The sequence below is a fragment of the Pseudomonas sp. C 49-2 genome, assembly GCF_003970195.1.
Taxonomy (GTDB): Bacteria; Pseudomonadota; Gammaproteobacteria; order Pseudomonadales; family Pseudomonadaceae; genus Aquipseudomonas; species Aquipseudomonas canadensis.
This window is the reverse complement of sequence record NZ_RXYG01000005.1, coordinates 392,854-413,555: the sequence shown is the minus strand read 5'-3', so window position 1 is coordinate 413,555 and position 20,702 is coordinate 392,854. Positions and strand designations below refer to the sequence as shown.

The 20,702-nt window shown below is 61.1% G+C and carries 18 protein-coding genes and 1 pseudogene; 10 read left to right on the top strand and 9 right to left on the bottom strand.

Annotated features, from left to right (window positions below; translation table 11 throughout):
• Window positions 1–7 precede the first annotated feature (7 nt).
• The gene (locus EJ576_RS13140) at window positions 8–754 is read left to right on the top strand and encodes an energy transducer TonB (RefSeq protein ID WP_122723630.1); all 747 of its coding nucleotides are present in this window, start codon (window positions 8–10) and stop codon (window positions 752–754) included.
• A complete protein-coding gene (gene rimI / locus EJ576_RS13135; protein ID WP_005784514.1) occupies window positions 747–1,199 on the top strand; it encodes a ribosomal protein S18-alanine N-acetyltransferase in 453 nt (150 codons plus the stop codon). The genes EJ576_RS13140 and rimI overlap by 8 nt, the downstream gene beginning before the upstream one ends.
• Window positions 1,200–1,312: 113 nt before the next feature.
• Here rimI and EJ576_RS13130 read toward each other — a convergent pair whose 3' ends face one another.
• Window positions 1,313–1,717 (bottom strand): serine kinase/phosphatase, encoded by a 405-nt coding sequence (locus EJ576_RS13130; RefSeq protein ID WP_123477991.1) that lies wholly within the window; start codon window positions 1,715–1,717, stop codon window positions 1,313–1,315.
• A gap of 154 nt (window positions 1,718–1,871) precedes the next feature.
• On the opposite strand from EJ576_RS13130, the gene can reads away from it, so the two are divergent.
• Window positions 1,872–2,516 carry a carbonate dehydratase gene (gene can, locus EJ576_RS13125; RefSeq protein ID WP_028618686.1) on the top strand — a complete coding sequence of 215 codons (645 nt, stop codon included), beginning with the start codon at window positions 1,872–1,874 and terminating at the stop codon, window positions 2,514–2,516.
• Here the strand turns inward: can and EJ576_RS13120 are convergent.
• The 4 genes from EJ576_RS13120 to EJ576_RS13105 form a co-directional block, all read right to left on the bottom strand.
• Complete coding sequence (locus EJ576_RS13120; RefSeq protein ID WP_122723633.1) at window positions 2,513–3,034, bottom strand: SET domain-containing protein-lysine N-methyltransferase; 522 nt, start codon at window positions 3,032–3,034, stop codon at window positions 2,513–2,515. The two genes, can and EJ576_RS13120, sit on opposite strands and share 4 nt — an antisense overlap.
• Window positions 3,035–3,179: 145 nt before the next feature.
• Window positions 3,180–4,349: a hypothetical protein gene (locus EJ576_RS13115; protein WP_122723634.1), complete on the bottom strand. Its 1,170-nt coding sequence runs from the start codon at window positions 4,347–4,349 to the stop codon at window positions 3,180–3,182.
• Between the two features lie 122 nt (window positions 4,350–4,471).
• Window positions 4,472–6,172: an acid phosphatase gene (gene acpA, locus EJ576_RS13110; RefSeq protein WP_126570489.1), complete on the bottom strand. Its 1,701-nt coding sequence runs from the start codon at window positions 6,170–6,172 to the stop codon at window positions 4,472–4,474.
• Between the two features lie 82 nt (window positions 6,173–6,254).
• Window positions 6,255–6,575, bottom strand: coding sequence for a hypothetical protein (locus EJ576_RS13105; protein ID WP_028618690.1), 321 nt, complete (start codon window positions 6,573–6,575; stop codon window positions 6,255–6,257).
• Between the two features lie 232 nt (window positions 6,576–6,807).
• Here EJ576_RS13105 and EJ576_RS13100 point away from each other — a divergent pair, with 232 nt between their 5' ends.
• Both EJ576_RS13100 and EJ576_RS13095 read left to right on the top strand, forming a co-directional pair.
• Entirely contained in the window at window positions 6,808–7,137 is a 330-nt protein-coding gene (locus EJ576_RS13100; RefSeq protein ID WP_126570488.1) for a nucleotidyltransferase family protein, read from the top strand.
• Window positions 7,094–7,261 (top strand): annotated as a pseudogene (locus tag EJ576_RS13095) (DUF86 domain-containing protein); the annotation flags it as partial. The gene EJ576_RS13100 and the pseudogene EJ576_RS13095, both read left to right, overlap by 44 nt.
• Window positions 7,262–7,297: 36 nt before the next feature.
• Here the strand turns inward: EJ576_RS13095 and EJ576_RS13090 are convergent.
• Window positions 7,298–8,716: a short-chain fatty acid transporter gene (locus EJ576_RS13090; RefSeq protein WP_033898403.1), complete on the bottom strand. Its 1,419-nt coding sequence runs from the start codon at window positions 8,714–8,716 to the stop codon at window positions 7,298–7,300.
• A gap of 185 nt (window positions 8,717–8,901) precedes the next feature.
• On the opposite strand from EJ576_RS13090, the gene EJ576_RS13085 reads away from it, so the two are divergent.
• Window positions 8,902–10,191 (top strand): MFS transporter, encoded by a 1,290-nt coding sequence (locus EJ576_RS13085; protein ID WP_122723640.1) that lies wholly within the window; start codon window positions 8,902–8,904, stop codon window positions 10,189–10,191.
• Between the two features lie 3 nt (window positions 10,192–10,194).
• Here the strand turns inward: EJ576_RS13085 and EJ576_RS13080 are convergent, their stop codons facing one another.
• The gene (locus tag EJ576_RS13080) at window positions 10,195–11,565 is read right to left on the bottom strand and encodes a gluconate:H+ symporter (protein WP_028618693.1); all 1,371 of its coding nucleotides are present in this window, start codon (window positions 11,563–11,565) and stop codon (window positions 10,195–10,197) included.
• Window positions 11,566–11,857: 292 nt separating this feature from the next.
• Here EJ576_RS13080 and EJ576_RS13075 point away from each other — a divergent pair, with 292 nt between their 5' ends.
• The 4 genes from EJ576_RS13075 (at window position 11,858) to EJ576_RS13060 (ending at window position 18,371) form a co-directional block, all read left to right on the top strand.
• Complete coding sequence (locus EJ576_RS13075; RefSeq protein WP_126570486.1) at window positions 11,858–12,763, top strand: cation diffusion facilitator family transporter; 906 nt, start codon at window positions 11,858–11,860, stop codon at window positions 12,761–12,763.
• Between the two features lie 109 nt (window positions 12,764–12,872).
• Window positions 12,873–14,093 carry a TolC family protein gene (locus tag EJ576_RS13070; RefSeq protein ID WP_126570485.1) on the top strand — a complete coding sequence of 407 codons (1,221 nt, stop codon included), beginning with the start codon at window positions 12,873–12,875 and terminating at the stop codon, window positions 14,091–14,093.
• Between the two features lie 18 nt (window positions 14,094–14,111).
• Window positions 14,112–15,215 (top strand): efflux RND transporter periplasmic adaptor subunit, encoded by a 1,104-nt coding sequence (locus tag EJ576_RS13065; RefSeq protein WP_126570484.1) that lies wholly within the window; start codon window positions 14,112–14,114, stop codon window positions 15,213–15,215.
• A gap of 18 nt (window positions 15,216–15,233) precedes the next feature.
• Window positions 15,234–18,371: a CusA/CzcA family heavy metal efflux RND transporter gene (locus EJ576_RS13060; protein WP_123478003.1), complete on the top strand. Its 3,138-nt coding sequence runs from the start codon at window positions 15,234–15,236 to the stop codon at window positions 18,369–18,371.
• Here the strand turns inward: EJ576_RS13060 and EJ576_RS13055 are convergent.
• Together EJ576_RS13055 and EJ576_RS13050 are read right to left on the bottom strand one after the other, a co-directional pair.
• Window positions 18,295–19,731: a heavy metal sensor histidine kinase gene (locus EJ576_RS13055; protein WP_126570483.1), complete on the bottom strand. Its 1,437-nt coding sequence runs from the start codon at window positions 19,729–19,731 to the stop codon at window positions 18,295–18,297. The two genes, EJ576_RS13060 and EJ576_RS13055, sit on opposite strands and share 77 nt — an antisense overlap.
• Window positions 19,728–20,402 (bottom strand): heavy metal response regulator transcription factor, encoded by a 675-nt coding sequence (locus tag EJ576_RS13050; RefSeq protein WP_126570482.1) that lies wholly within the window; start codon window positions 20,400–20,402, stop codon window positions 19,728–19,730. Before EJ576_RS13050 ends, EJ576_RS13055 begins: the two co-directional genes overlap by 4 nt.
• Between the last annotated feature and the right edge of the window lie 300 nt (window positions 20,403–20,702).

The window sequence follows — 20,702 nt, the reverse complement described above, 5'->3', positions numbered from 1 at the left end:
GACCGCCATGCAGGTGGTCAACTGGCTGCCCCGCACCGAACTGCCGTTTGCCGCGCCCTCACGGCCGGAGCTGTTGCAGGCGCTTGAGCCCTATGAGGCGTTCGAGTCGTCGGGCGAGGAGGCGGCCGCGCCGGTAGCGATGGTCAAGCCTGCACCTGAAGCGCGCCCGGTCGTTGAGCGGGCGAAGGTCGAAGTACCGCGTCCGTCACCGGTGACCAAGGCAGCCAAAGTCGTGGAAGAGGCAGCCCCGGTGGTCAAGGCCCCGGTGGTGCCACCACCGCGTTTCGCCCTGCAATTGCTGCGGGCCGGACGCTGCCTGCTGCTGGTCGAGTTGCCTACCGGCGAACGCTTCCAGGCCCGCGACCCCGCCTACATGCTGCTCAAGGATATGCTGCGCGCCGCCGGCTTGCCCGACAGCCCGCAAATCGTCGGGGACCCGGTGCGCTGGCCGCTGCTGGTGCGCGGCAACATGGACCAGGGCCCGGAAGCGGCCCGGGATTTTGTACAAGGTTTTGTGTCGGCACGCCTGGAAGACGAACCCTGCGTGTGCCTGTGGCTGATCGGCCTGCCTGCGGTGCGCTTTGCCGGCGAAGCCAATGCCGAAGCCTGGTACCGCGAACTGCAGGTCGAAGGCCTGGGCTCGGTGTGGGCCCTGCCGGGCCTGGAATTATTAATGGAAGAGCCACAGCGTAAGGCTGATGTCTGGCAAGCCATGCGCCGGCTGATGGCGCGCTGGAAAACAACCGATGAGTGAGGCTTTATCCTTCCGCCCGATGACCGAGGCTGACCTCGACGCCGTGCTGAAAATCGAATACGCGGCGTTCAGCCACCCCTGGACCCGTGGGATCTTTCTCGACGGGCTGGGCAAATACCAGATCTGGTTGATGTTTGAAGGTGAACAGCAAGTAGGACATGGTGTGGTGCAGATCATCCTTGATGAGGCGCACCTGCTGAACATCACCGTCAAGCCGGAAAACCAGGGCCGTGGCCTTGGCCTGGCGCTGTTGGAACACCTGATGTCCCGCGCCTACGCCGCCAGTGCGCGTGAGTGCTTCCTGGAAGTGCGCGACAGCAATACCGGCGCGTTCCGCCTGTATGAGCGTTATGGCTTCAACGAAATCGGCCGTCGGCGGGATTACTACCCCGCCGTGGGTGGCCGCGAAGATGCGGTCGTAATGGCCTGCACCCTAGTTGATTAAACGCCGTCCAAAACCGTAGGAGCCCGGCTTGCCGGCGATGGCGATCTTGAGAGCGCCATCACCGGCAAGCCGGTCTCCTACAGGTCGTGGTTAATAGTCTGAGCGAAGGTGTATCAGGGTTTACCGTCTATCGGGTCGATATCCGCCAGTTCGGCCTCATCCAACCCATTACCCCCGCCAATCTCATCTTCATCGACGATGCTCAGGTCGTAATCCGCCGGGTTATCCTCGCCTTCTTCCCGTGCATCGCGCGCACCATCCTCACGGATCAACGTTTCCGGGCTTAAATCATCATCAGTAGGCTCGTGATCATCTGTGGCCGCGCCGGTGAGCCCTGCTTCACGCACCCGTTCGTCGGGCATTCGGTGTTCACGTTCGCGACGAGGGATCTCATCGCCGATCTCCGCCGTCGGTTCCTCTTCGTCAAAATCCAGTTCGCGCATCGAGCCCATGCGGTCTTCATTGTCATCAATGGGTTCAGGCTGCGTAGCGCCGTAGGGACGTCGTGATTCAGTCATGGCCAATCCTCATACTGTGGGGCTTATAGTGTGTGGACAGGCTGCGTGGCCCAAAGATTCAAGCTAATTCACGCCTGTTATTCGCCGGCAGGGCGTGACCTGGACGTGGGGTCGTCAGTCACAAAACTGCGCATCATTCCTGAGGCTTTCCCTGATGAACGAACTACAAGACCTGCTTGATAACAACGAACGCTGGGCGGACGCGATCAAACAGGAAGATCCCGAATTCTTCGCCAAGCTCGCGCGCCAGCAAACCCCGGAATACCTGTGGATCGGCTGTTCCGACGCCCGCGTGCCGGCAAACGAGATCGTCGGCATGCTGCCGGGTGACCTGTTTGTGCACCGCAACGTGGCCAACGTGGTGCTGCACACCGACCTCAATTGCCTGTCGGTGATCCAGTACGCAGTGGACGTGCTCAAGGTCAAACACATCCTCGTCACCGGCCACTATGGCTGCGGCGGCGTGCGCGCCTCGATGCAGGATCGCCAATTCGGCCTGATCGACGGCTGGCTGCGCACCATTCGCGACCTCTATTACGAAAACCGTGACGTGCTGGCCCAGTTGCCGACCGAAGAAGAGCGCGTCGACCGTATGTGCGAGCTGAACGTGATCCAGCAAGTGGCCAACGTCGGCCACACCAGCATTGTGCAAAATGCCTGGCACCGTGGGCAGAGCCTGTCGATCCATGGCTGCATCTACGGCATCAAGGATGGCCGCTGGAAGAGCTTGAACACCACGATCAGTGGTTTCGAGCAATTGCCGCCGCAGTATCGCCTGCGTCCGTTGGGTGATGCCTAAGGGCGTTTTCGCTCACGCCACTGGGCCATGAACGCCTGGCCCTCGGCGTTCAGTAGCTCGTCGTGACCGGTAATCCAGCCTCGGCAGTTCAGCTCTCCGCATTGGCATGCGAACTGCCGGAACAGCACGTCTTCGGTCGTGGCGTAATCCATGGTCAGCAGCTCGCCTGGGTGGATTTCACACAGGGCCCAGACCTCCAGATAGTGCAGGTCGAGAAACACATTCGGTTTGCATGAATGTGAAAACAGGCCACTGAACCAACAGTCGTAGAGGTGGGTACGCGACGATAGCTGCAACGTGTGCAGGCGTCGCTCGCTCAGGGCGTAGCCGGAGACTTTGGCGATGCATACACGGCTGTCAAAGGCCGTGCGTGCCCTGATTCCAATCCCTACGCCTTCAATGTTCAGCACCACTTCGAATTTCTCGCTCGAAGGGTAGCCCTTTCCGAGCGTTGGCTTGAACGGGTAGAGACAGTCGCTCACAGCAGTTTCAGCCTTATCCTTGGCCTGAGTTTTCATGACTCTCCTGGTTTAGGCTGCATCGACCTGCGGGTGGTGTCTGACTACCAGTCTTGCAGCTGATGGGCGCCGCTCAAGACTCGCTGAAGATGGGGCCGATTTCTACTGTCAATGTTGACAGTAGAAATCGGTCTTTTTGTACGAACTACAGCGCCGGGGCCGCAATGGCTGGGATGGGGGCGGCATTCTTGAGTTGTTTCAACTGCGTCTTGATGCCGGGCGTGGCGCATTTCGCGTTCGCATCCTCCGGGGACAAGTTGCGCACCGAGGTGTAGAACAATTCACAGGTCTGCTCCTTGCGTGTGACCTGCCACGTATTCATGCACGCCTTGAGCAACACGTTCGGATCACTCGCGGGTTTCTGACCCATTCCGGCCTGCCAGCAGGCGGCGCTCAGGTCCTGCCCCATCACCTTCAAGCCGGCCTCGTCGGCTTTCTGTTCATTACCGTCGTAGGTATCGGGGCTTGCGGCATACCAGATGTAGCTTGGATGGTTGGCGCCCAGCACTGACACGCTCTTGCCTGCCGTCGGGCTGATCTGCGCCAGGCCCAGCACTCCCACGGTCTGGCCGTACTGCTGCTTGATCCAGTTTCGCACCGGTGCGCCAAACGCCACCATCGGCAATGCGCCTTTGGCGGGCAGGCTCAGTTCCTGGACCATGCGTGTCTGGTAGTCGGTGAAGTAGCTGTAGACGGTTTCCAGGTCCTTGCCCGCGTTGGAGGGCGCGGCGATAGGGGCGATATCGATGATGGTCTGGTAAGCCGGCGTTTCGGTGGCCGGGATGCCATTGTCCGTGAGCAGGGTGGCCCAGCGGTCGGTGGTGGCGGATTCCAGATAGTCCTGGGCCTGGGTCAGCGAGTAATCCGGCGGGAAGTGCAGCAGTTCGATGCTCTTGCGGTTTTCCAGAGCCATGCCTAATGGCAGGAACAAGTACCAGTTGTAGGCCCACTTGCCGTCAGTGTTGAGTTTGTTGGCGCCTTGGTAGGCCAGGTCGGCGGTATTGAGCAACGTGGTCAGGGGTTGACCGTAACTGTCAGGCACACCACTGAAGGTCGCTGAGACCTGCCCGTCATGGGTCTTGACGCTGACTTTAGCGCGGCTGTAGCCATCCCGTTGCAGGCTCTGGTTCAAATAATGTTCAGCCGTCTGCTCCAGCGTCCATGGCCGAAAGCAGATCACATTGCAATTGTTGGGGAAGGCGAACAGTTGGGTCACGCGTTGCGTACTCCCCAATGGCACCTCGATGTCGGCCTGTACGACCGCACTCGCCATCAGTGCGGCCAGGGTGAAGGACAACCTGGTCGGTTTAAACATTGTTGTTTCCTTGTCAGCGAAAGCCCGTCTGCGCGGGGTGAAAGCCCACCTCCACACAGTAGCGGTTGACCAGGAAAACCGCGTGTTAAATCGCCAGGCGTGTCGCTATTGGATAAGAAAACCTACAGGCTGAACTGTAACGCGTTGCTCAAGTCGCCCATGGGTTTCTGGCCACGGGCGGTCATCGCGTCGTCCCGCTGTTTGAGGCCGTCCAATGTCTCCAACTGGAATACGCGGGTGATCAAGCGCAGGATCGACGCCGTGTCGTACACCGTATGGTCCACCGTGCCTTTGCGCGCGAATGGCGACACCACAATCGCCGGAACCCGCGTGCCAGGGCCCCAGCGGTCGCCCTTGGGCGGTGCCACGTGGTCCCACCAACCACCGTTTTCATCGACGGTGACCACCACCACCATGTTTTTCCACTGCGGGCTCTCTTGCAGCACCTTCAAGGCACGGGCGATATGGCGGTCGCCCGAGGCCACGTCAGCGTAGCCAGCATGCATATTCAGGTTGCCCTGAGGCTTGTAGAAGGTCACAGCGGGCAGTTTGCCGGCTTGGGCGTCGGCGAAGAACTTGTTGGTGCTGGACTCATCACCCAAACCGCCATCGCGCAGGCGCTTGTCACGCTCGGCGCGATTCTCCGGGCCCTGCTGCTTGAAGTAGTTGAATGGCTGGTGGTGATACTGGAAGTTAGGAATCTTCGGGATACCGCCCGAATCCTTGAACTGCTCCAAGGTGGCTTGCCAAGCACCGGCATACCAGGCCCAGTCGACATTCTTTTTCGAGAGTTTGTCGCCGATGTGTTCGTGGGTTTGCGGAACCAGCACGTTGGGCAGGTCGGGTTTGGAGTAATCCGGGTTTTCCGGGTCGCGGATCCAGGTCGGCCAGTAAGGCGGCGCCAGGGTGTTCACGCCGTATCCGTCCGGGGTCAACGCACTAGGGCCGAACTGTGGCGGGCCGGTTATCGCGCTGGCCGGGGACTTGTCCAGCGGCTTGAGGCGCGGGTCGGTGGGGTCATCGCTTTGCAGCGTGGCGATCTGCGCCTTGGCCACCGATTGCGCGGCATTCGGGTAAAACGGCGCGGTGGCGCTGATCAGGTACTGGTGGTTGAGGAACGAGCCACCAAATGCCCCCTGGAAGAAGTTGTCGCAGAGTACAAACTCCTTGGCCACGTCCCACAGGCGCAGGGAATAACGGCTCTGGGCGTAATGACCCATCACCAGGCCACCCGAGTCGGCCCAGGCGACGAAGTTGTCGTTCTTACCGCCATTGATTTGCATCTGGTTCTGGTAGAACACGTGCCACAAGTCGCGGGTGACCAGGCTCAGTGGCAGGTCTTCCGCATCCGGGCCCTTAAGCGCGAACGGCGCGTTGGGCAGGTTTTCCTGGAATTGCACTTCGCTGGGGTAGGTCACCCCGTCCACCGTCTGCGGCCCGACTTGCAGCACGCCACCCCAGGCCGGTGGCAGGGTGGTCAGCGGGCTGCCGTCGCGGTCGCGTTGCTGTGTGTCGGCGGCGGAGAGTGCTGACAGCGGTTTCTCCACCCCCGGGAAATCCGCAAACAGATTGTTGAAGCTGCGGTTCTCGGCGTAGATCACCACCACGGTTTTCACCTGATCGTGCAGTGCCTTGTCCAACTCTTGCGACGTGAGCGGACGTGCCACCGGTTTGCCCGGCGCTTCGCTAGTGTTGCCGCAGGCACTTAACGTCGCGCCGACCCCCAACACCGCTGCGCCTCCCAGAAAGCGCCGGCGGCTGGTGTCGACCGGCGGCTGGGCTGCGGAATCGGGGGAAGGGCGGTCTTCGTGCTCGTCACTCATTGCGGGGGAGTCCTTGGCGAAATGTTGCAAGATATTTCGCAGGACGGTAGCAATGCAATGTGACGGAACGAAGACAGTGATTTCACAGCAGACGCAGTGCCAGTTGGCTGCCGGCGCGCAAGTACTCCACTTGGGCCGTCACCGCATCCTTGACGATGGCCTCGCCCGTGTCGGTCAGCTTGGCCTTCTTTGCATCGATGACACTGGTCTGCAACAGCTGCATCGCCACGTCGATCGATTTCTGGAACGCGGTGATGTTGTTATGCAGGCCGAACTCCTTGATCACGGCGGCCATGCGGCGGTCGGCGTCGTCGCGCAATGTTCGGTATTCAGGAACCGAAACCTTGTCGTCCTTGTAGATATCAGTGATCAGTTCTTCCAGCGATTTGGAGAGGGGCGTCATCGGATTTTCCTTGGTGTCAGGTGAGGAGAAAGCCGAGACAGGTTAATCAAAGGCATTGGCGGGAGGAGTCAGGAAGGGCCATCCATCTGAGTGAGATAAGACCACGCGTTTGGTCAGAGAGTTGGCTTCTATCTTGTCGATTGTATTCAGGGCCAGGTGTTTTATATGCATGTGTCTACCGGCGACCTGCACTGCTGGACGGGTTAGATACTGGATGCCATTGAGGTGAACCGTGAAACCTTCAACCGCCCTTGACCTACAGCGAGCCGCCGTCAGAGAGGTGGTAGGACGCTTTCGCATCTCAAACCCAAGAGTATTCGGGTCTGTGTTGCTGGGGACCGACCAAGAGGGCAGTGATCTGGATTTGTTGGTCGATGCTCCGCCGGGAACGACCCTTTTTGATCTTGGCGGGCTGCAGGTCGAGCTTGAGGATCTGCTTGGGGTCAATGTGGACTTGCTGACGCCTGCTGATTTGCGGTTGAAGTTTCGCGCGAAAGTGTTGGCAGAGGCGCGGCCAGTACCCGGATTTTGCGGCAGCTCACTCACAAGTGCCATGGCGTAGCATGCGCGGAATGCGCAACCGAATCGCCCACGGTTACTTCGATATTAACCTTGATATGGTTTGGAACACGATCCAGAGCGCTTTACCTGATTTATTGGAGCGTCTTCCCGTCGCAGTTGTATGAAGCACCCGTTGCAACAACAGGTGCTTCATCCGTTGATCAAGGCATGACCGGCGGCAAATACTTCAACGTCGTTCCCAGCGCCCACAGCAAGAACAACACCAGCGGTGTGTGCACCAGCAACTGCACGAACGAAAACCCGATCAAATCCCGCGCCTTCAACCCCAGCACTCCCAGCAACGGCAGCATATAGAACGGGTTGATCAGGTTCGGCAGCGCTTCGGCGGCGTTGTAGATCTGCACCGCCCAGCCCAGGTGGTACTGCAGGTCATTGGCGACTTGCATCACGTAGGGCGCTTCGATAATCCACTTGCCGCCGCCCGACGGAATGAAGAAACCGAGCACCGCCGAGTAAACGCCCATCAGCAGCGCGTAGGTGTCGTGGGAGGCGATGGAAGTGAAGAAGGTCGAGATGTGATGTGCCAGAGTCTGGCCGTCACCGCCTTTGACGACGGTCATCAGCGCGGCAATCGAGCCGTACAGCGGGAACTGGATCAGCACGCCGGTGGTGGTCGGCACTGCACGGGCCACCGCATCGAGGAAGCTGCGCGGACGCCAGTGCAGCAGGGCGCCGACCATGATGAACAGGAAGTTGTAGGTGTTCAGCCCCGAGATTGCACTGATCGCCGGCTTGGTCGAAAACTCATGGAACAGCCAACCCGCCGCCAGCAATGCCAGGAGAATGGTCAGCAACGGGCTGTGCTCCAGCCACTCTCCGGGGCGAGTCGGTGCTTGTATCTTGGGCAAGTTGAACGCCGGGTCGACGCCGCAGGCCTTGGCATCACGCGCGCTGTTCGGGCCGGGGGCGGTGGCGTAGGCGATGATCAGCGAGACCACGATCAATGCCAGCAGCAGCACGCCGGATTGCCACAGGAAGATGGTGTCGGTGAACGGGATCACACCGGTGATCGACAGGATCGACGGCGGCAGGCTGGCCGGGTTGGCCTGCAACTGCGCGGCCGACGACGACAACCCCAACGCCCACACGGCGCCCAGCCCCAGATACGCCGCCGCACCGGCTGCGCGGTAATCCATCTTCAAATCCGTACGACGCGCCAGCGCCCGTACCAGCAAGCCGCCGAATACCAGGGACAGGCCCCAGTTCAGCAAGGAGGCGACCATCGAGATCAACGCCACCCAGGCCACGGCGGAGCGGCCGTTCTTGGGGATACGCGCCAGGCGGTCGATCAGTTTCACCGCGGGCGGCGAGCTGGCCACCACATAACCCCCGATCACCACAAAGGCCATCTGCATGGTGAAGGGGATCAGGCTCCAGAACCCGTCACCGAACGCTTTGGCGGCTTCGGTTGGCGCGGCGCCCATGCCCAGGGTCGCCACGGCGACGATGATCACGGCGAGTGCCGCAAACACCCAGGAGTCGGGAAACCAGCGTTCGGCGAAGTTGGAGCAACGCAGGGCAAATCGGGCATAGCGGCTTTCTTCGATAGCGTCGGCCACGAGTCTTTCCTCTTATAGTTATTAGGGTGCAGGCAATTTTCCGGCATGTTCCGCTACGGCCATTGATATGGGAATGCAGTTATCTTCATCGATCAATGAGGAAAACAAATATATCTGCCGCGATTGCCATCATTGGGCTCAGCTCATAACCTGCACGCCATTTTGTTTGTCTGCCGAGCCTCTACATGACTGCCACCTTTCCTACACAGGCGCAGCGTTTTTCCCGCTCCGACTACAAAACCCTGGGCCTGGCCGCCCTGGGCGGTGCCCTGGAAATCTACGACTTCATCATCTTCGTGTTTTTCGCGCTGACCTTGAGCCAACTGTTCTTCCCGCCGGAAATGCCCGAGTGGCTGCGCCTGCTGCAAAGCTTCGGCATTTTCGTCACCGGATACCTGGCGCGCCCGCTGGGCGGCATCCTGATGGCGCACTTCGCCGATCACCTTGGACGCAAGCGAGTGTTCAGCCTGAGCATCCTGATGATGGCGCTGCCCTGCCTGCTGATCGGGATCATGCCAACCTACGCGCAAATCGGTTATTTCGCGCCCCTGATCCTGCTGGCGCTGCGCGTGCTGCAAGGCGCTGCCGTGGGCGGTGAAGTACCCAGCGCCTGGACCTTTGTCGCTGAACACGCGCCGACCCACCATCGTGGTTACGCCCTGGGCTTCCTGCAAGCTGGCCTGACCTTCGGCTACCTGCTCGGCGCACTGACAGCGACCCTGCTGGCGCAAGTCTTCACCCCGGCCGAAATACTCGACTACGCCTGGCGCTTTCCCTTCCTGCTCGGCGGCGTGTTCGGCGTGATTGGCGTGTGGTTGCGTCGCTGGCTCAGCGAGACCCCGGTGTTCCTCGAAATGCAGGCCCGCCGCCAGGCCGCCGCCGAACTCCCCCTGCGCACCGTGTTGCGTGACCATCGCGCCGTGTTGTTACCGGCAATGATCCTCACCTGCGTGCTCACCTCCGCCGTGGTGGTGCTGGTGGTCATCACCCCGACCATGATGCAGAAAACCTTCGGCATGAGCCCCAGCCGCACCTTCGCCTTGAGCGCCTTGGGCATCGTGTTCCTCAATATCGGTTGTGTGCTGGCGGGCTTGCTGGTCGACCGTATCGGCGCCTGGCGCGCTGTGCTGGTCTACAGCCTGTTGCTGCCGGTGGGGATTGCGGTCCTGTACGCCAGCCTGATCAGCGGCGGTATCTGGCTGGGCGCGGCGTACGCCGTGGCGGGCCTGAGTTGTGGCGTGGTGGGCGCGGTGCCGTCGGTGATGGTCGGCCTGTTTCCAGCGCAGGTGCGGGTGTCGGGGATTTCCTTCACCTACAACATTGCCTACGCGCTATGGGCGAGTACCACGCCGTTGTTGCTGATTGCGCTGATGCCGACCAGCCCGTGGATTTGCGTGGGGTATTGCGTGGTGATGGGGGCGGTAGGGGTGGGGAGTGTGGCGCTGTTTGGTAAGCGCCACAGTTTGGCTGCCTAGGCTTTAAGTCAAGAAGTGCCAGAGCAGCAGCGTTCCGACTAGACCAACGACTGAAACAATGGTCTGCAACACCGACCACACCCAGATCGTCTGTTTCAACTGCAAGCCAAAGTATTCACGCACCATCCAGAACCCGGCGTCGTTGACGTGGCAGAAGAACACCGAACCGGCGCCGATTGCCAGTGCTACCAGCGAACTCTGTGTCGCCGCCAGCCCCGCCATCATCGGTGCGAGGATGCCGGCGGTCGTCGTGGTAGCGACCGTGGCCGAGCCGGTGGCTTGGCGCAGCGCAACCGCAATCAACCACGCGAGCAACAGATACGGCATGTGCGCACCTTCGGCGACCTTGCTGATGGTCTGGCTCACGCCTGCGTCCAACAGCGTTTGCTTGAGGCCACCCCCCGCGCCAATGGTCAGCAACAATACGGCGATGGGCGCGAGCGCTTTGCGCAGAGTGTTACCCACTTCCGCGCGCGGCATGCCGGCGGCCCAGCCCAGGCAGATCACGGCGGCGATCACGGCCAGGCCGAGGGCGATCAGCGGTTCGCCAAGGAATTTCAAGGTCAGGCCGACGGTGCTTTCAGCCGGCAGCGCGACCTTGGCCAAGGTGCTGCCCAGCATCAGAATCACCGGCAGCAGAATGATCAACAACGACACACCAAAGCTCGGCTGGCGCGGGGCCTTGGGCGGTGCGCTGAACAGCGCGCCGATGTCGGCAGGTTCATCTACATGCAGGCGCTTGGATAGCCAGTTGCCGTAGATCGGGCCCGCCAGGATCACTGCCGGCACCGCCAGGCAGAAGCCCAGCAACATGGTCAGGCCCAGGTCGGCGTGCAACGCGCCCACCGCAATCAGTGGCCCCGGATGCGGTGGCATCAGGGCGTGCAGGGTGGTCATGCCCGCCAGTGCCGGAATGGCGATTTTCAGCAGCGGCTGGTTCGAACGTTTAGCCATCACAAAGATGATCGGCACCATCATCACCAGGCCCACTTCGAAAAACAGCGGCAGGCCGATCACCATGGCGACCAGCGCCATCACCCAGGGCAATGACTTGCCTTTGCCCAACCCGAGCAAGGTAGTGGCGATGCGGTCGGCTGCACCGGATTCCGCCATCAGCGCGCCGAGCATCGAGCCCAGGGCGATGATGATCCCGGCTTCACCGAGGATGGCTCCGGCGCCTTTACTGAATGCCTTGGCCACTTCTTCCGGCGGCAGGCCGGCGCCGACACCGGCGATAAACGTGCCGATCAGGATCGACAGGAACGGCGGTAATTTGGTCGCACTGATCAGCACGATGATGCTGGCGATGGCCAGCAGTACACAGAGCATAAGGCGGGTGTCGTGGACCATCCACGCGGCAGTCGATAACTCCAAAACAGGACTCCTTATCGAACAGGTTGGAAAAATTGTTTCTTTTTGTTTCCTGTTCGAAAAGCATACCTGATAGAACCGCTGCAGAGCGCTCGTGTACGATTTTGGTGCGCCAAAGATAACGGTGGGCTGGCGTGCAGATGACAACTTTGCAAGGCATGCCAATGTTTTTGCGCCAGGGCTCTATCTTTGTAGGAGCCGGCTTGCCGGCGATGGCGTACGTAAGATCGACGCCTACGGTTAACATCGCTATCGCCGGCAAGCCGGCTCCTACAACAGATCAGGAGCACTCCCCATGAGCGCAGGACACAACCACGCCCAAGTACGCGCCGGCCACGAACGCAAGCTATGGATCGCCTTGGGCCTGACCGGCAGCTTCATGATTGCCGAAGTGATCGGGGCCTTCGTCACCGGCAGCCTGGCGCTGTTATCCGATGCCGCGCACATGATGACCGACGCCCTGGCCCTGGCGATTTCCCTGGTGGCCATCCAGATTGCCAAGCGCCCGGCCGACCGCAAACGCACCTTCGGCTATGCGCGGTTCGAGATCCTGGCCGCGGCGTTCAATGCGTTGCTGTTGTTCGCCGTGGCGTTCTACATCCTGTATGAGGCGTACCAACGGTTACAGGCGCCCGCTGAAATCCAGTCCACCGGCATGCTGGTGATTGCGGTGCTGGGGCTGATCGTCAACCTGATCTCCATGCGCCTGCTCAGCGCGGCCAGCGGCGAGAGCCTCAACGTCAAGGGCGCTTACCTGGAAGTGTGGAGTGACATGCTCGGTTCCATCGGCGTGATAATTGCGGCGGTGTTGATCATGTTCACCGGCTGGGGCTGGGTCGACTCGTTGGTCGCGGCGGCCATCGGTTTCTGGGTGTTGCCACGCACCTGGACGTTGCTCAAGGAGAGCATGAACGTGCTGCTGCAAGGCGTGCCGGACGGCGTGGATATCGACCAGATCGAACAGAGCATTCGCAGCGTGCCGGGGGTCAAGGACGTGCATGACCTGCACATCTGGGCCCTGACCAGCGGCAAAAATGTGTTGAGTACTCACTTGGTCGCCGATGCGGCCCAGGGCTCCGAGCAACAGATCCTCCGACGAGTGACGGCATTACTGCATGAACAATTCGATATTTCCCACGCCACTATTCAGGTCGAAGGGGAGGGCTTCCAGCATGACGAGCATGACGAAGTGCATGCCTGATCCTGGCTAACGGATTTGTAATGTTCTGCCCACCGCCCTGATAAGTACCGAACGCTACATTGCCCCCGCTGGGAAACCTCAGCGACTTCATGGGCGTGGAACTTTCGTTATGGCACTTTCGGTTAGAACACTGTTGGGGGCGGCGGCATTGTGGGCAGCCGCATGCGCCGCCCAGGCACAAACCCTCACCCTCGACTCGGCCCTGCAAACTGCCTTCGCCAACAACCCGGACCTGGCGGCCGCGCAATGGGAAATCGACATTGCCCAGGGTGGTCGTCAGCAAGCGGGGCTGATCCCCAATCCGGTGGCCTCCTGGGATGTGGAGGACACTCGCCGTGACTCCCGCACCACCAGCATCAAGATCAGCCAGGCCCTGGAACTGGGCGGCAAACGGGGGGCGCGCATCGATGTGGCGTCCCGCGCCCAAGACGCCGCCGCGTTGACCTTGGAACAGCGTCGCAACACCCTGCGCGCCGAAGTCATCGACAACTACTACGGCGCCCTGCGCGCCCAGGAACGCCTCGACCTGGCGCAGCGTTCCATGGCCGTGGCCGAACGTGGCTTGGTCGTCGCCAACGGTCGGGTGACAGCAGGCAAAGCCTCGCCGGTGGAAGCCACAAGAGCCCAAGTGCAAGTATCGGAGATTCGCCTGGAACTTGACCGCGCGCAAATTGGCCTTACCGATGCCTACCGTCGCCTGGCCGCCAGCACGGGCAGCGCCGCGCCGAACTTCCAGGCTGTCGCCACACAAAACCTGTCCGCACCGACCGTGCCGTCTGCCACTCAGCTGCTGGCGCGCCTTGAGCAGACCGCCGAGTTGCGCCTGGCCGAACTGAGCATCCTGCAAAACGAAGCCAGCGTTGGCCTGGAAAAAGCCCAGCGCATTCCCGATCTCGACGTGTCCATCGGCAGCCAGTACGACGCCAGCGTGCGTGAGCGGGTGAACCTGGTGGGCGTGTCGATGCCGATCCCGTTGTTCAACCGCAACCAGGGCAACGTGCTCGCCGCCACTCGTCGTGCCGACCAGGCCCGCGATCTGCGTAACGCCACCGAGCTGCGCCTGCGTACCGAAACCCGCCAGGCCCTCGACCTGTGGCAGTCCGCGAATATCGAAGTGCGCGCGTTCAATCAGCAGATCCTGCCCGCCGCCCAAAGCGCGGTGGACAGCGCCACCCGGGGTTTCGAAATGGGTAAGTTCGGCTTTCTCGACGTGCTGGACGCCCAGCGCACCCTGATCGCGGCGCGCACCCAATACCTCACCGCCACCGCCCAGGCCACTGACGCCTGGGTGCGTATCGAACGGATTTACGGCGACCTCGCCCGCTTTTGATTTCCTTTGGAGTCCTCTATGAACAACAGACACGGCGCGGCACTCGCCGTCGCCTTGAGCCTGATGCTGTCCGGTTTTGCGAAGGCCGATGAAGAAGGCGAACTCGAACTCACCGAACAGCAGATCCAGGCCGCCGGCATTCAAATCGCTGAGGCTCAACCGCGTTCGGTCAGCACCTTGCTGGTGCTGCCGGGCGAGGTACGTTTCGACGAGGACCGTACCTCTCACATCGTCCCGCGCACGGCGGGTGTGGTGGAGTCGGTGAAGGTCAACCTCGGTCAGTCGGTGAAGAAGGGCGAGCTGTTGGCGGTGATCGCCAGCCAGCAGATTTCCGATCAGCGCAGCGAGTTGGCGGCCAGCGAGCGGCGGGTCGAGCTGGCGCGCACCACCTTCCAGCGCGAACGCCAATTGTGGCAGGACAAAATCTCCGCCGAGCAGGATTACCTGCTGGCGCGCCAAACCCTGCAAGAAGCCGAAATCGCCCTGAACAATGCGCGACAAAAGATGACCGCCCTCAGTGGCAGTGCTGTGCTGGTCGGTGGCAATCGTTATGAATTGCGTGCGCCGTTCGCCGGCGTGGTGGTGGAAAAACACCTGGGTGTCGGTGAAGTCGTGAGTGAGACGACTAACGCCTTCATCCTCTCGGATCTGTCCCAGGTGTGGGTCACGTTCGGTGTGTTTCCCAAGGACTTGAACAAGGTCCGGGTCGGCAAACCGGTCAAGGTCAGCTCCACCGAAATGGGCACTGAAGTCCAGGGTACGGTGGCGTATGTCGGCAATTTGCTCGGTGAGCAAACCCGCACCGCGACGGTGCGCATCAGTGTGCCCAACCCTGACGACGCCTGGCGTCCTGGTCTGTTTGTCAGCGTGCAACTGGCCGCCGACACGTTCCAGGCCAAGGTCACCGTCCCTCAGGAGGCGATCCAGACCGTCGAGGACAAGCCCTCGGTGTTCGTGCGCACCGAGCACGGTTTTATCACCCGTCACCTGGAGCTGGGCGCGAGTGAAAACGGCTACGTCGAAGTACGCCAGGGCCTCGACGCCGGCGCACAGGTGGCCACCGTTGGCAGCTTCATTCTCAAGTCCGAACTGGGCAAAGGCTCGGCCGAACACGCCCATTGATCCCGCGAGTGATTTCCCATGTTTGAGCGCCTTATCCAATTTGCCATCGAGCAGCGCATCATCGTGCTGTTGGCGGTGCTGTTGATGGCCGGTGTCGGCATCGCCAGCTATCAGAAACTGCCCATCGACGCGGTGCCCGACATCACCAACGTGCAGGTGCAGATCAACTCGGCGGCGGCCGGGTATTCACCGTTGGAGACCGAGCAGCGCATCACCTTTCCCATCGAAACCGCCATGGCCGGCTTGCCCGGTTTGCAGCAGACACGATCGCTGTCGCGTTCCGGTTTGTCCCAGGTCACGGTGATCTTCAAGGATGGCACGGACCTGTTCTTCGCCCGTCAATTGGTCAATGAGCGCCTGCAAGTCGCCCGTGAGCAATTGCCCCTAGGCATCGAGACGGCGATGGGGCCGATTTCCACCGGGTTGGGGGAAATATTCCTATGGACCGTCGAGTCCAAGGACGGCGCGCTCAAGGACGACGGCACGCCTTACACCCCAACGGATTTGCGGGTTATCCAGGACTGGATCATCAAACCGCAACTGCGCAACGTGCCGGGCGTGGCCGAGATCAACACCATCGGCGGCTTCGCCAAGGAATACCAGATTGCGCCCGATCCCAAGCGACTGGCCGCCTACAACCTGACCTTGAATGACCTGGTCACGGCGCTGGAACGCAATAACGCCAACGTCGGCGCCGGCTATATCGAGCGCAGCGGCGAGCAACTGCTGATCCGTGCGCCGGGGCAATTGGCGTCCATCGACGACATCGCCAATATCGTCATCACCAGTTCGGACGGCACGCCGATTCGCGTGCGCAACGTGGCCCAGGTCGAGATCGGCCGTGAGCTGCGTACCGGCGCCGCCACCGAAAATGGCCGCGAAGTGGTGCTGGGCACGGTGTTTATGTTGATCGGCGAAAACAGTCGCAGCGTGTCCCAGGCGGTGGCGAAAAAACTCGAAGAGATCAACCGGTCGCTGCCCGAAGGCGTGGTCGCCGTCACCGTCTACGACCGCACCAACCTCGTCGAAAAGGCCATCGCCACCGTAAAGAAAAACCTTTTTGAAGGTGCGCTGCTGGTGGTCGCAGTGCTGTTCCTGTTCCTCGGTAATATCCGTGCCGCGCTGATCACCGCGATGGTGATACCGCTCGCGATGCTGTTCACCTTCACCGGCATGTTCACCAACAAAGTCAGCGCCAACTTGATGAGTCTCGGCGCGCTGGACTTCGGCATCATCGTCGACGGCGCGGTGGTGATCGTCGAGAACGCCATTCGCCGCTTGGCTCACGCACAGCAGCGTCATGGGCGACTGTTGACGCGCAGCGAGCGCCTGCACGAAGTGTTCGCCGCCGCCAAGGAAGCAAGGCGAGCGCTGATCTTCGGGCAACTGATCATTATGGTGGTGTACCTGCCGATCTTCGCCCTCACCGGCGTGGCCGGGAAGATGTTCCACCCCATGGCGTTTACCGTGGTGATTGCCTTGTTGGGTGCGATGATTCTGTCGGTAACCTTTGTACCGGCGGCGATTGCGCTGTTCGTCACCGGCAAGGTCAAGGAAGAAGAAAATATCGTCATGCGCAGCGCGCGTCGGATCTATGCGCCAGTGCTGGATTGGGTGATGGCGCGTCGGCCGCTGGTGTTCGGCTTGGCCGTGCTGACCATCGTCGCTTCGGGTGTAGTCGCTAGCCGCATGGGCAGCGAATTTATCCCCAGCCTCAGCGAAGGCGACTTTGCCCAGCAGGCCCTGCGCGTGCCCGGCACCAGCCTGACGCAATCGGTGCAGATGCAGCAGCAGTTGGAAAAAACCTTGATGGCCCAGGTGCCGGAAATCGAGCGGGTATTCGCGCGCACCGGCACTGCGGAAATTGCTTCGGATCCGATGCCACCGAACATTTCCGACAGCTATGTGATGCTTAAACCCAAGGACCAATGGCCGGATCCCAAGAAGTCCCGCGAAACCCTGATCGCTGATATCCAGCGTGCCAGTGCGATTGTGCCGGGCAGTGCGTACGAGTTGTCGCAGCCGATCCAACTGCGTTTCAACGAGCTGATTTCCGGCGTGCGCAGCGATGTGGCGGTGAAGGTGTTTGGCGATGACATGGACGTGCTCAACAAGACCGCCGGGGAAATTGCCGAGACGCTGAAAAAGCTCGATGGTGCCTCGGAAGTCAAGGTAGAACAAACCTCCGGGCTGCCGGTGCTAACCATCAATATCGACCGTGACAAGGCCGCGCGATTTGGCCTGAATGTGGGCGATGTGCAGGACACCATCGCCGTCGCCGTCGGAGGGCGTCAGGCCGGTACGTTGTACGAAGGCGACCGACGTTTCGACATGGTCGTGCGTTTGTCCGACGCGCTGCGTACTGATATCGATGGGCTGTCGCGGCTGTTGATTCCGGTGCCGGGTAATGCGTCTGGCCAGTTGGGTTTCATTGCGTTATCTCAGGTGGCGAGCCTGGACCTGGTCCTCGGCCCGAACCAGATCAGCCGAGAGAACGGTAAGCGTCTGGTGATCGTCAGCGCCAACGTGCGTGGGCGGGATATCGGCTCGTTCGTGGAAGAGGCTGAGGCGGCGATTCTCGCCCAAGTGAAGGTGCCGGCGGGGTACTGGACGACATGGGGCGGCCAGTTCGAACAGTTGAAGGAAGCGTCCGAGCGCTTGCGCATCGTGGTGCCGGTGGCACTGCTGCTGGTGTTCGGGCTGTTGTTCATGATGTTCAACAACCTCAAGGACGGCCTGCTGGTGTTCACCGGCATTCCGTTCGCCTTGACCGGTGGGATCATGGCGTTATGGCTGCGGGATATTCCGCTATCGATCTCGGCGGGTGTGGGCTTTATTGCCTTGTCCGGCGTGGCGGTGTTGAACGGCCTGGTGATGATCGCGTTCATCCGCAACCTGCGCGAGGAAGGGCGCTCGCTGTCAATGGCGATCAATGAGGGCGCGCTGACCCGGCTGCGCCCGGTGTTGATGACGGCGTTGGTGGCGTCCCTCGGGTTTATCCCCATGGCGCTCGCCACCGGCACCGGCGCCGAAGTGCAGCGGCCTCTGGCGACGGTGGTGATCGGCGGGATTATTTCCTCTACGCTGCTGACCTTGCTGGTGCTGCCGGCGTTGTATCAGTGGGCGCATCGCAAGGAAGAGGAAACACCAGGCTGAACCGTGTAAACCGGCCCGGCTGGCTGCTGACGTCGGCGTGCCCCTGATGCAGGCGCATGATCGACTGCACAATTGCCAGCCCAAGGCCGGTGCCGCCTTCAGCACGGGCGCGGCTGTTGTCGGCGCGGTAGAAGCGTTCGAACAGGTGCGGCAGGTGATGAGCTTCGATACCACGCCCCGGGTTGCCCACCGACAGCGACACGCTCTGGTCGTAGCTTTCCACCAGCAGCAAAACACTGGAAGCATCGGGGGTATGGCGAATGGCATTGGACAGCAGGTTGGAAATGGCGCGCTGGATCATAAGGCGATCCCCCATCACCCAGGCGTCGCCGCGCAGGCTCAGGGTAATGTGTTTGTCCTCGGCGCTGAGGGCGAACAGCTCCATCACCCGCTGTGCTTCCTGTGCCAGTGACACCGGGGCAAACCCGGCGCGCGCGGCGGGGTGGCTGACCTGGGCGAGGAACAGCATGTCCGAGACAATCCGCGACAGGCGCTCCATTTCCTCGGTGCAGGATTCCAGGCCGGCTTTGTATTCCTCCGAAGGCCGTTCGCGGGACAAGGTCACCTGGGCCTTGCCCATCAGGTTGGTCAAGGGCGCGCGCAGTTCGTGGGCCAGGTCGTCGGAGAACTGCGACAGTTGCTGCACCCCAGCGTCGAGGCGATGCAGCATAACGTTGATGCCCTCGGCCAACTCGCCCAGCTCCTTGGGCAGATTGTCCAGGGACAGGCGATGGGTCAGGTCCTGGGTCGTGACCTTGGCCGCCACGCGGCTGAACTGTTGCAACGGCGCGAGCCCGCGCTGCACCAGCCACCAGGCGCCCATGCCGATCAGGATCAGCAACATCGGCAGGGCGATCACCGTGGAGCGCAGGTAGGCACTGAGCAACGCCTCATCATCGGAACGGTCCAGCGACAGCAGCACGCGTACATATTCGCCGCCTTGCAAGGGCATCAGGCGCGTCGCACTGAGGATGCGATTGCCCTGGCCGTCGACCCAGTTCAAATAGGCCAGGTTTTTGCCGGTGGGCACATCGAGCAGCAGCGGTTGCTGGGGCTTGGCGCCGACGCTGAGCAGTACTGGTGCATCGGGCCGTACGCCGAGGATGGTCAGGTAGATGTTGTCGTGGCCCATCACCAGGTCCAGCAGTGAATGAGGACGGTTAGTGATGCGGTGTTCATCGAGGCCCTGGTTGAGGGTATGGGCCAGTTGCTCCATTTTGTTTTCCAGGCCCTTGCGTGCCAGCTTGTCCAGTTCATGGGTCAGGGCCAGGTACGCCAGGCTCGCCAGCAGCACCACCAACCCCGCGCCCATCAGGCTCACCGTCAGCCCCAGGCGCATCGACAGGCTGCTGGTCTTCATGGGCGAGACTCCAGCACATAGCCCACGCCGCGAATGGTATGGATTAACTTCACCTCGCTCTGGTCATCGACCTTGCCGCGCAGGCGGCTGATGGAGACTTCCACCACATTGGTGTCGCAGTCGAAGTTCATGTCCCAGACCAGCGAGATGATCTGCGTGCGGGTCATCACCTCACCGGCCTGGCGCATCAGTACGTGCAGCAGGGCGAATTCCTTGGTGGTCAGGTCAATCCGACGATTGCCGCGATAGGCGCGGTGTCGGCGGGGGTCCAGTTCCAGGTCCGAGACGCGCAGCACGTCTGGCAGCGGGATGTGCTCGCTGCGCCGCAACAAAGTGCGCACGCGGGCCAGCAACTCGGGAAATTCGAAGGGCTTGACCAGGTAATCATCGGCGCCCATGTCCAGGCCCTTGATCTTGTCGGCCAGCCGGCCGCGCGCGGTGAGCATCATCACGCGCTGGTTGCCGTCGCGGCGCAGTTGCTCCAGCACTTCCCAACCGTCGGTGTTGGGCAAGTTGACATCGAGAATCACCAATTCATAACTGTGTTGCCTGGCCAGGTGCAGGCCATCAATGCCGCTGGCGGCGCAATCGACGACATAACCACTTTCGGTCAAGCCTTGCTGCAGGTAGTCGGCGGTTTTTTGTTCGTCCTCAACCACAAGGATACGCATGGGGGGTTACCTTCAAAGAAAACGAAAAGGGGCATGGCCTCATGGCGAGGCTGAGTAATATGTAGGAAAACTCTGAAGCGTGAAGTAGCTTTAGGGTCAAGCCGCGACAGACGAGTGCGACGATTCGTCACTGACCCTGCACACAAAAAAAACGCCCCAAGCGGGGCGCAAAAAGTTCATCTCTGTTCCAAAGGAGCTACACAAAAGCCGCAGAGATGAGTTGTGTTCGATGTGCAGTGTAAAAAGTGCAAACTAACGAGAAGGTGAGGCCAATATTACAGTTCTGACAGACTTCAACTT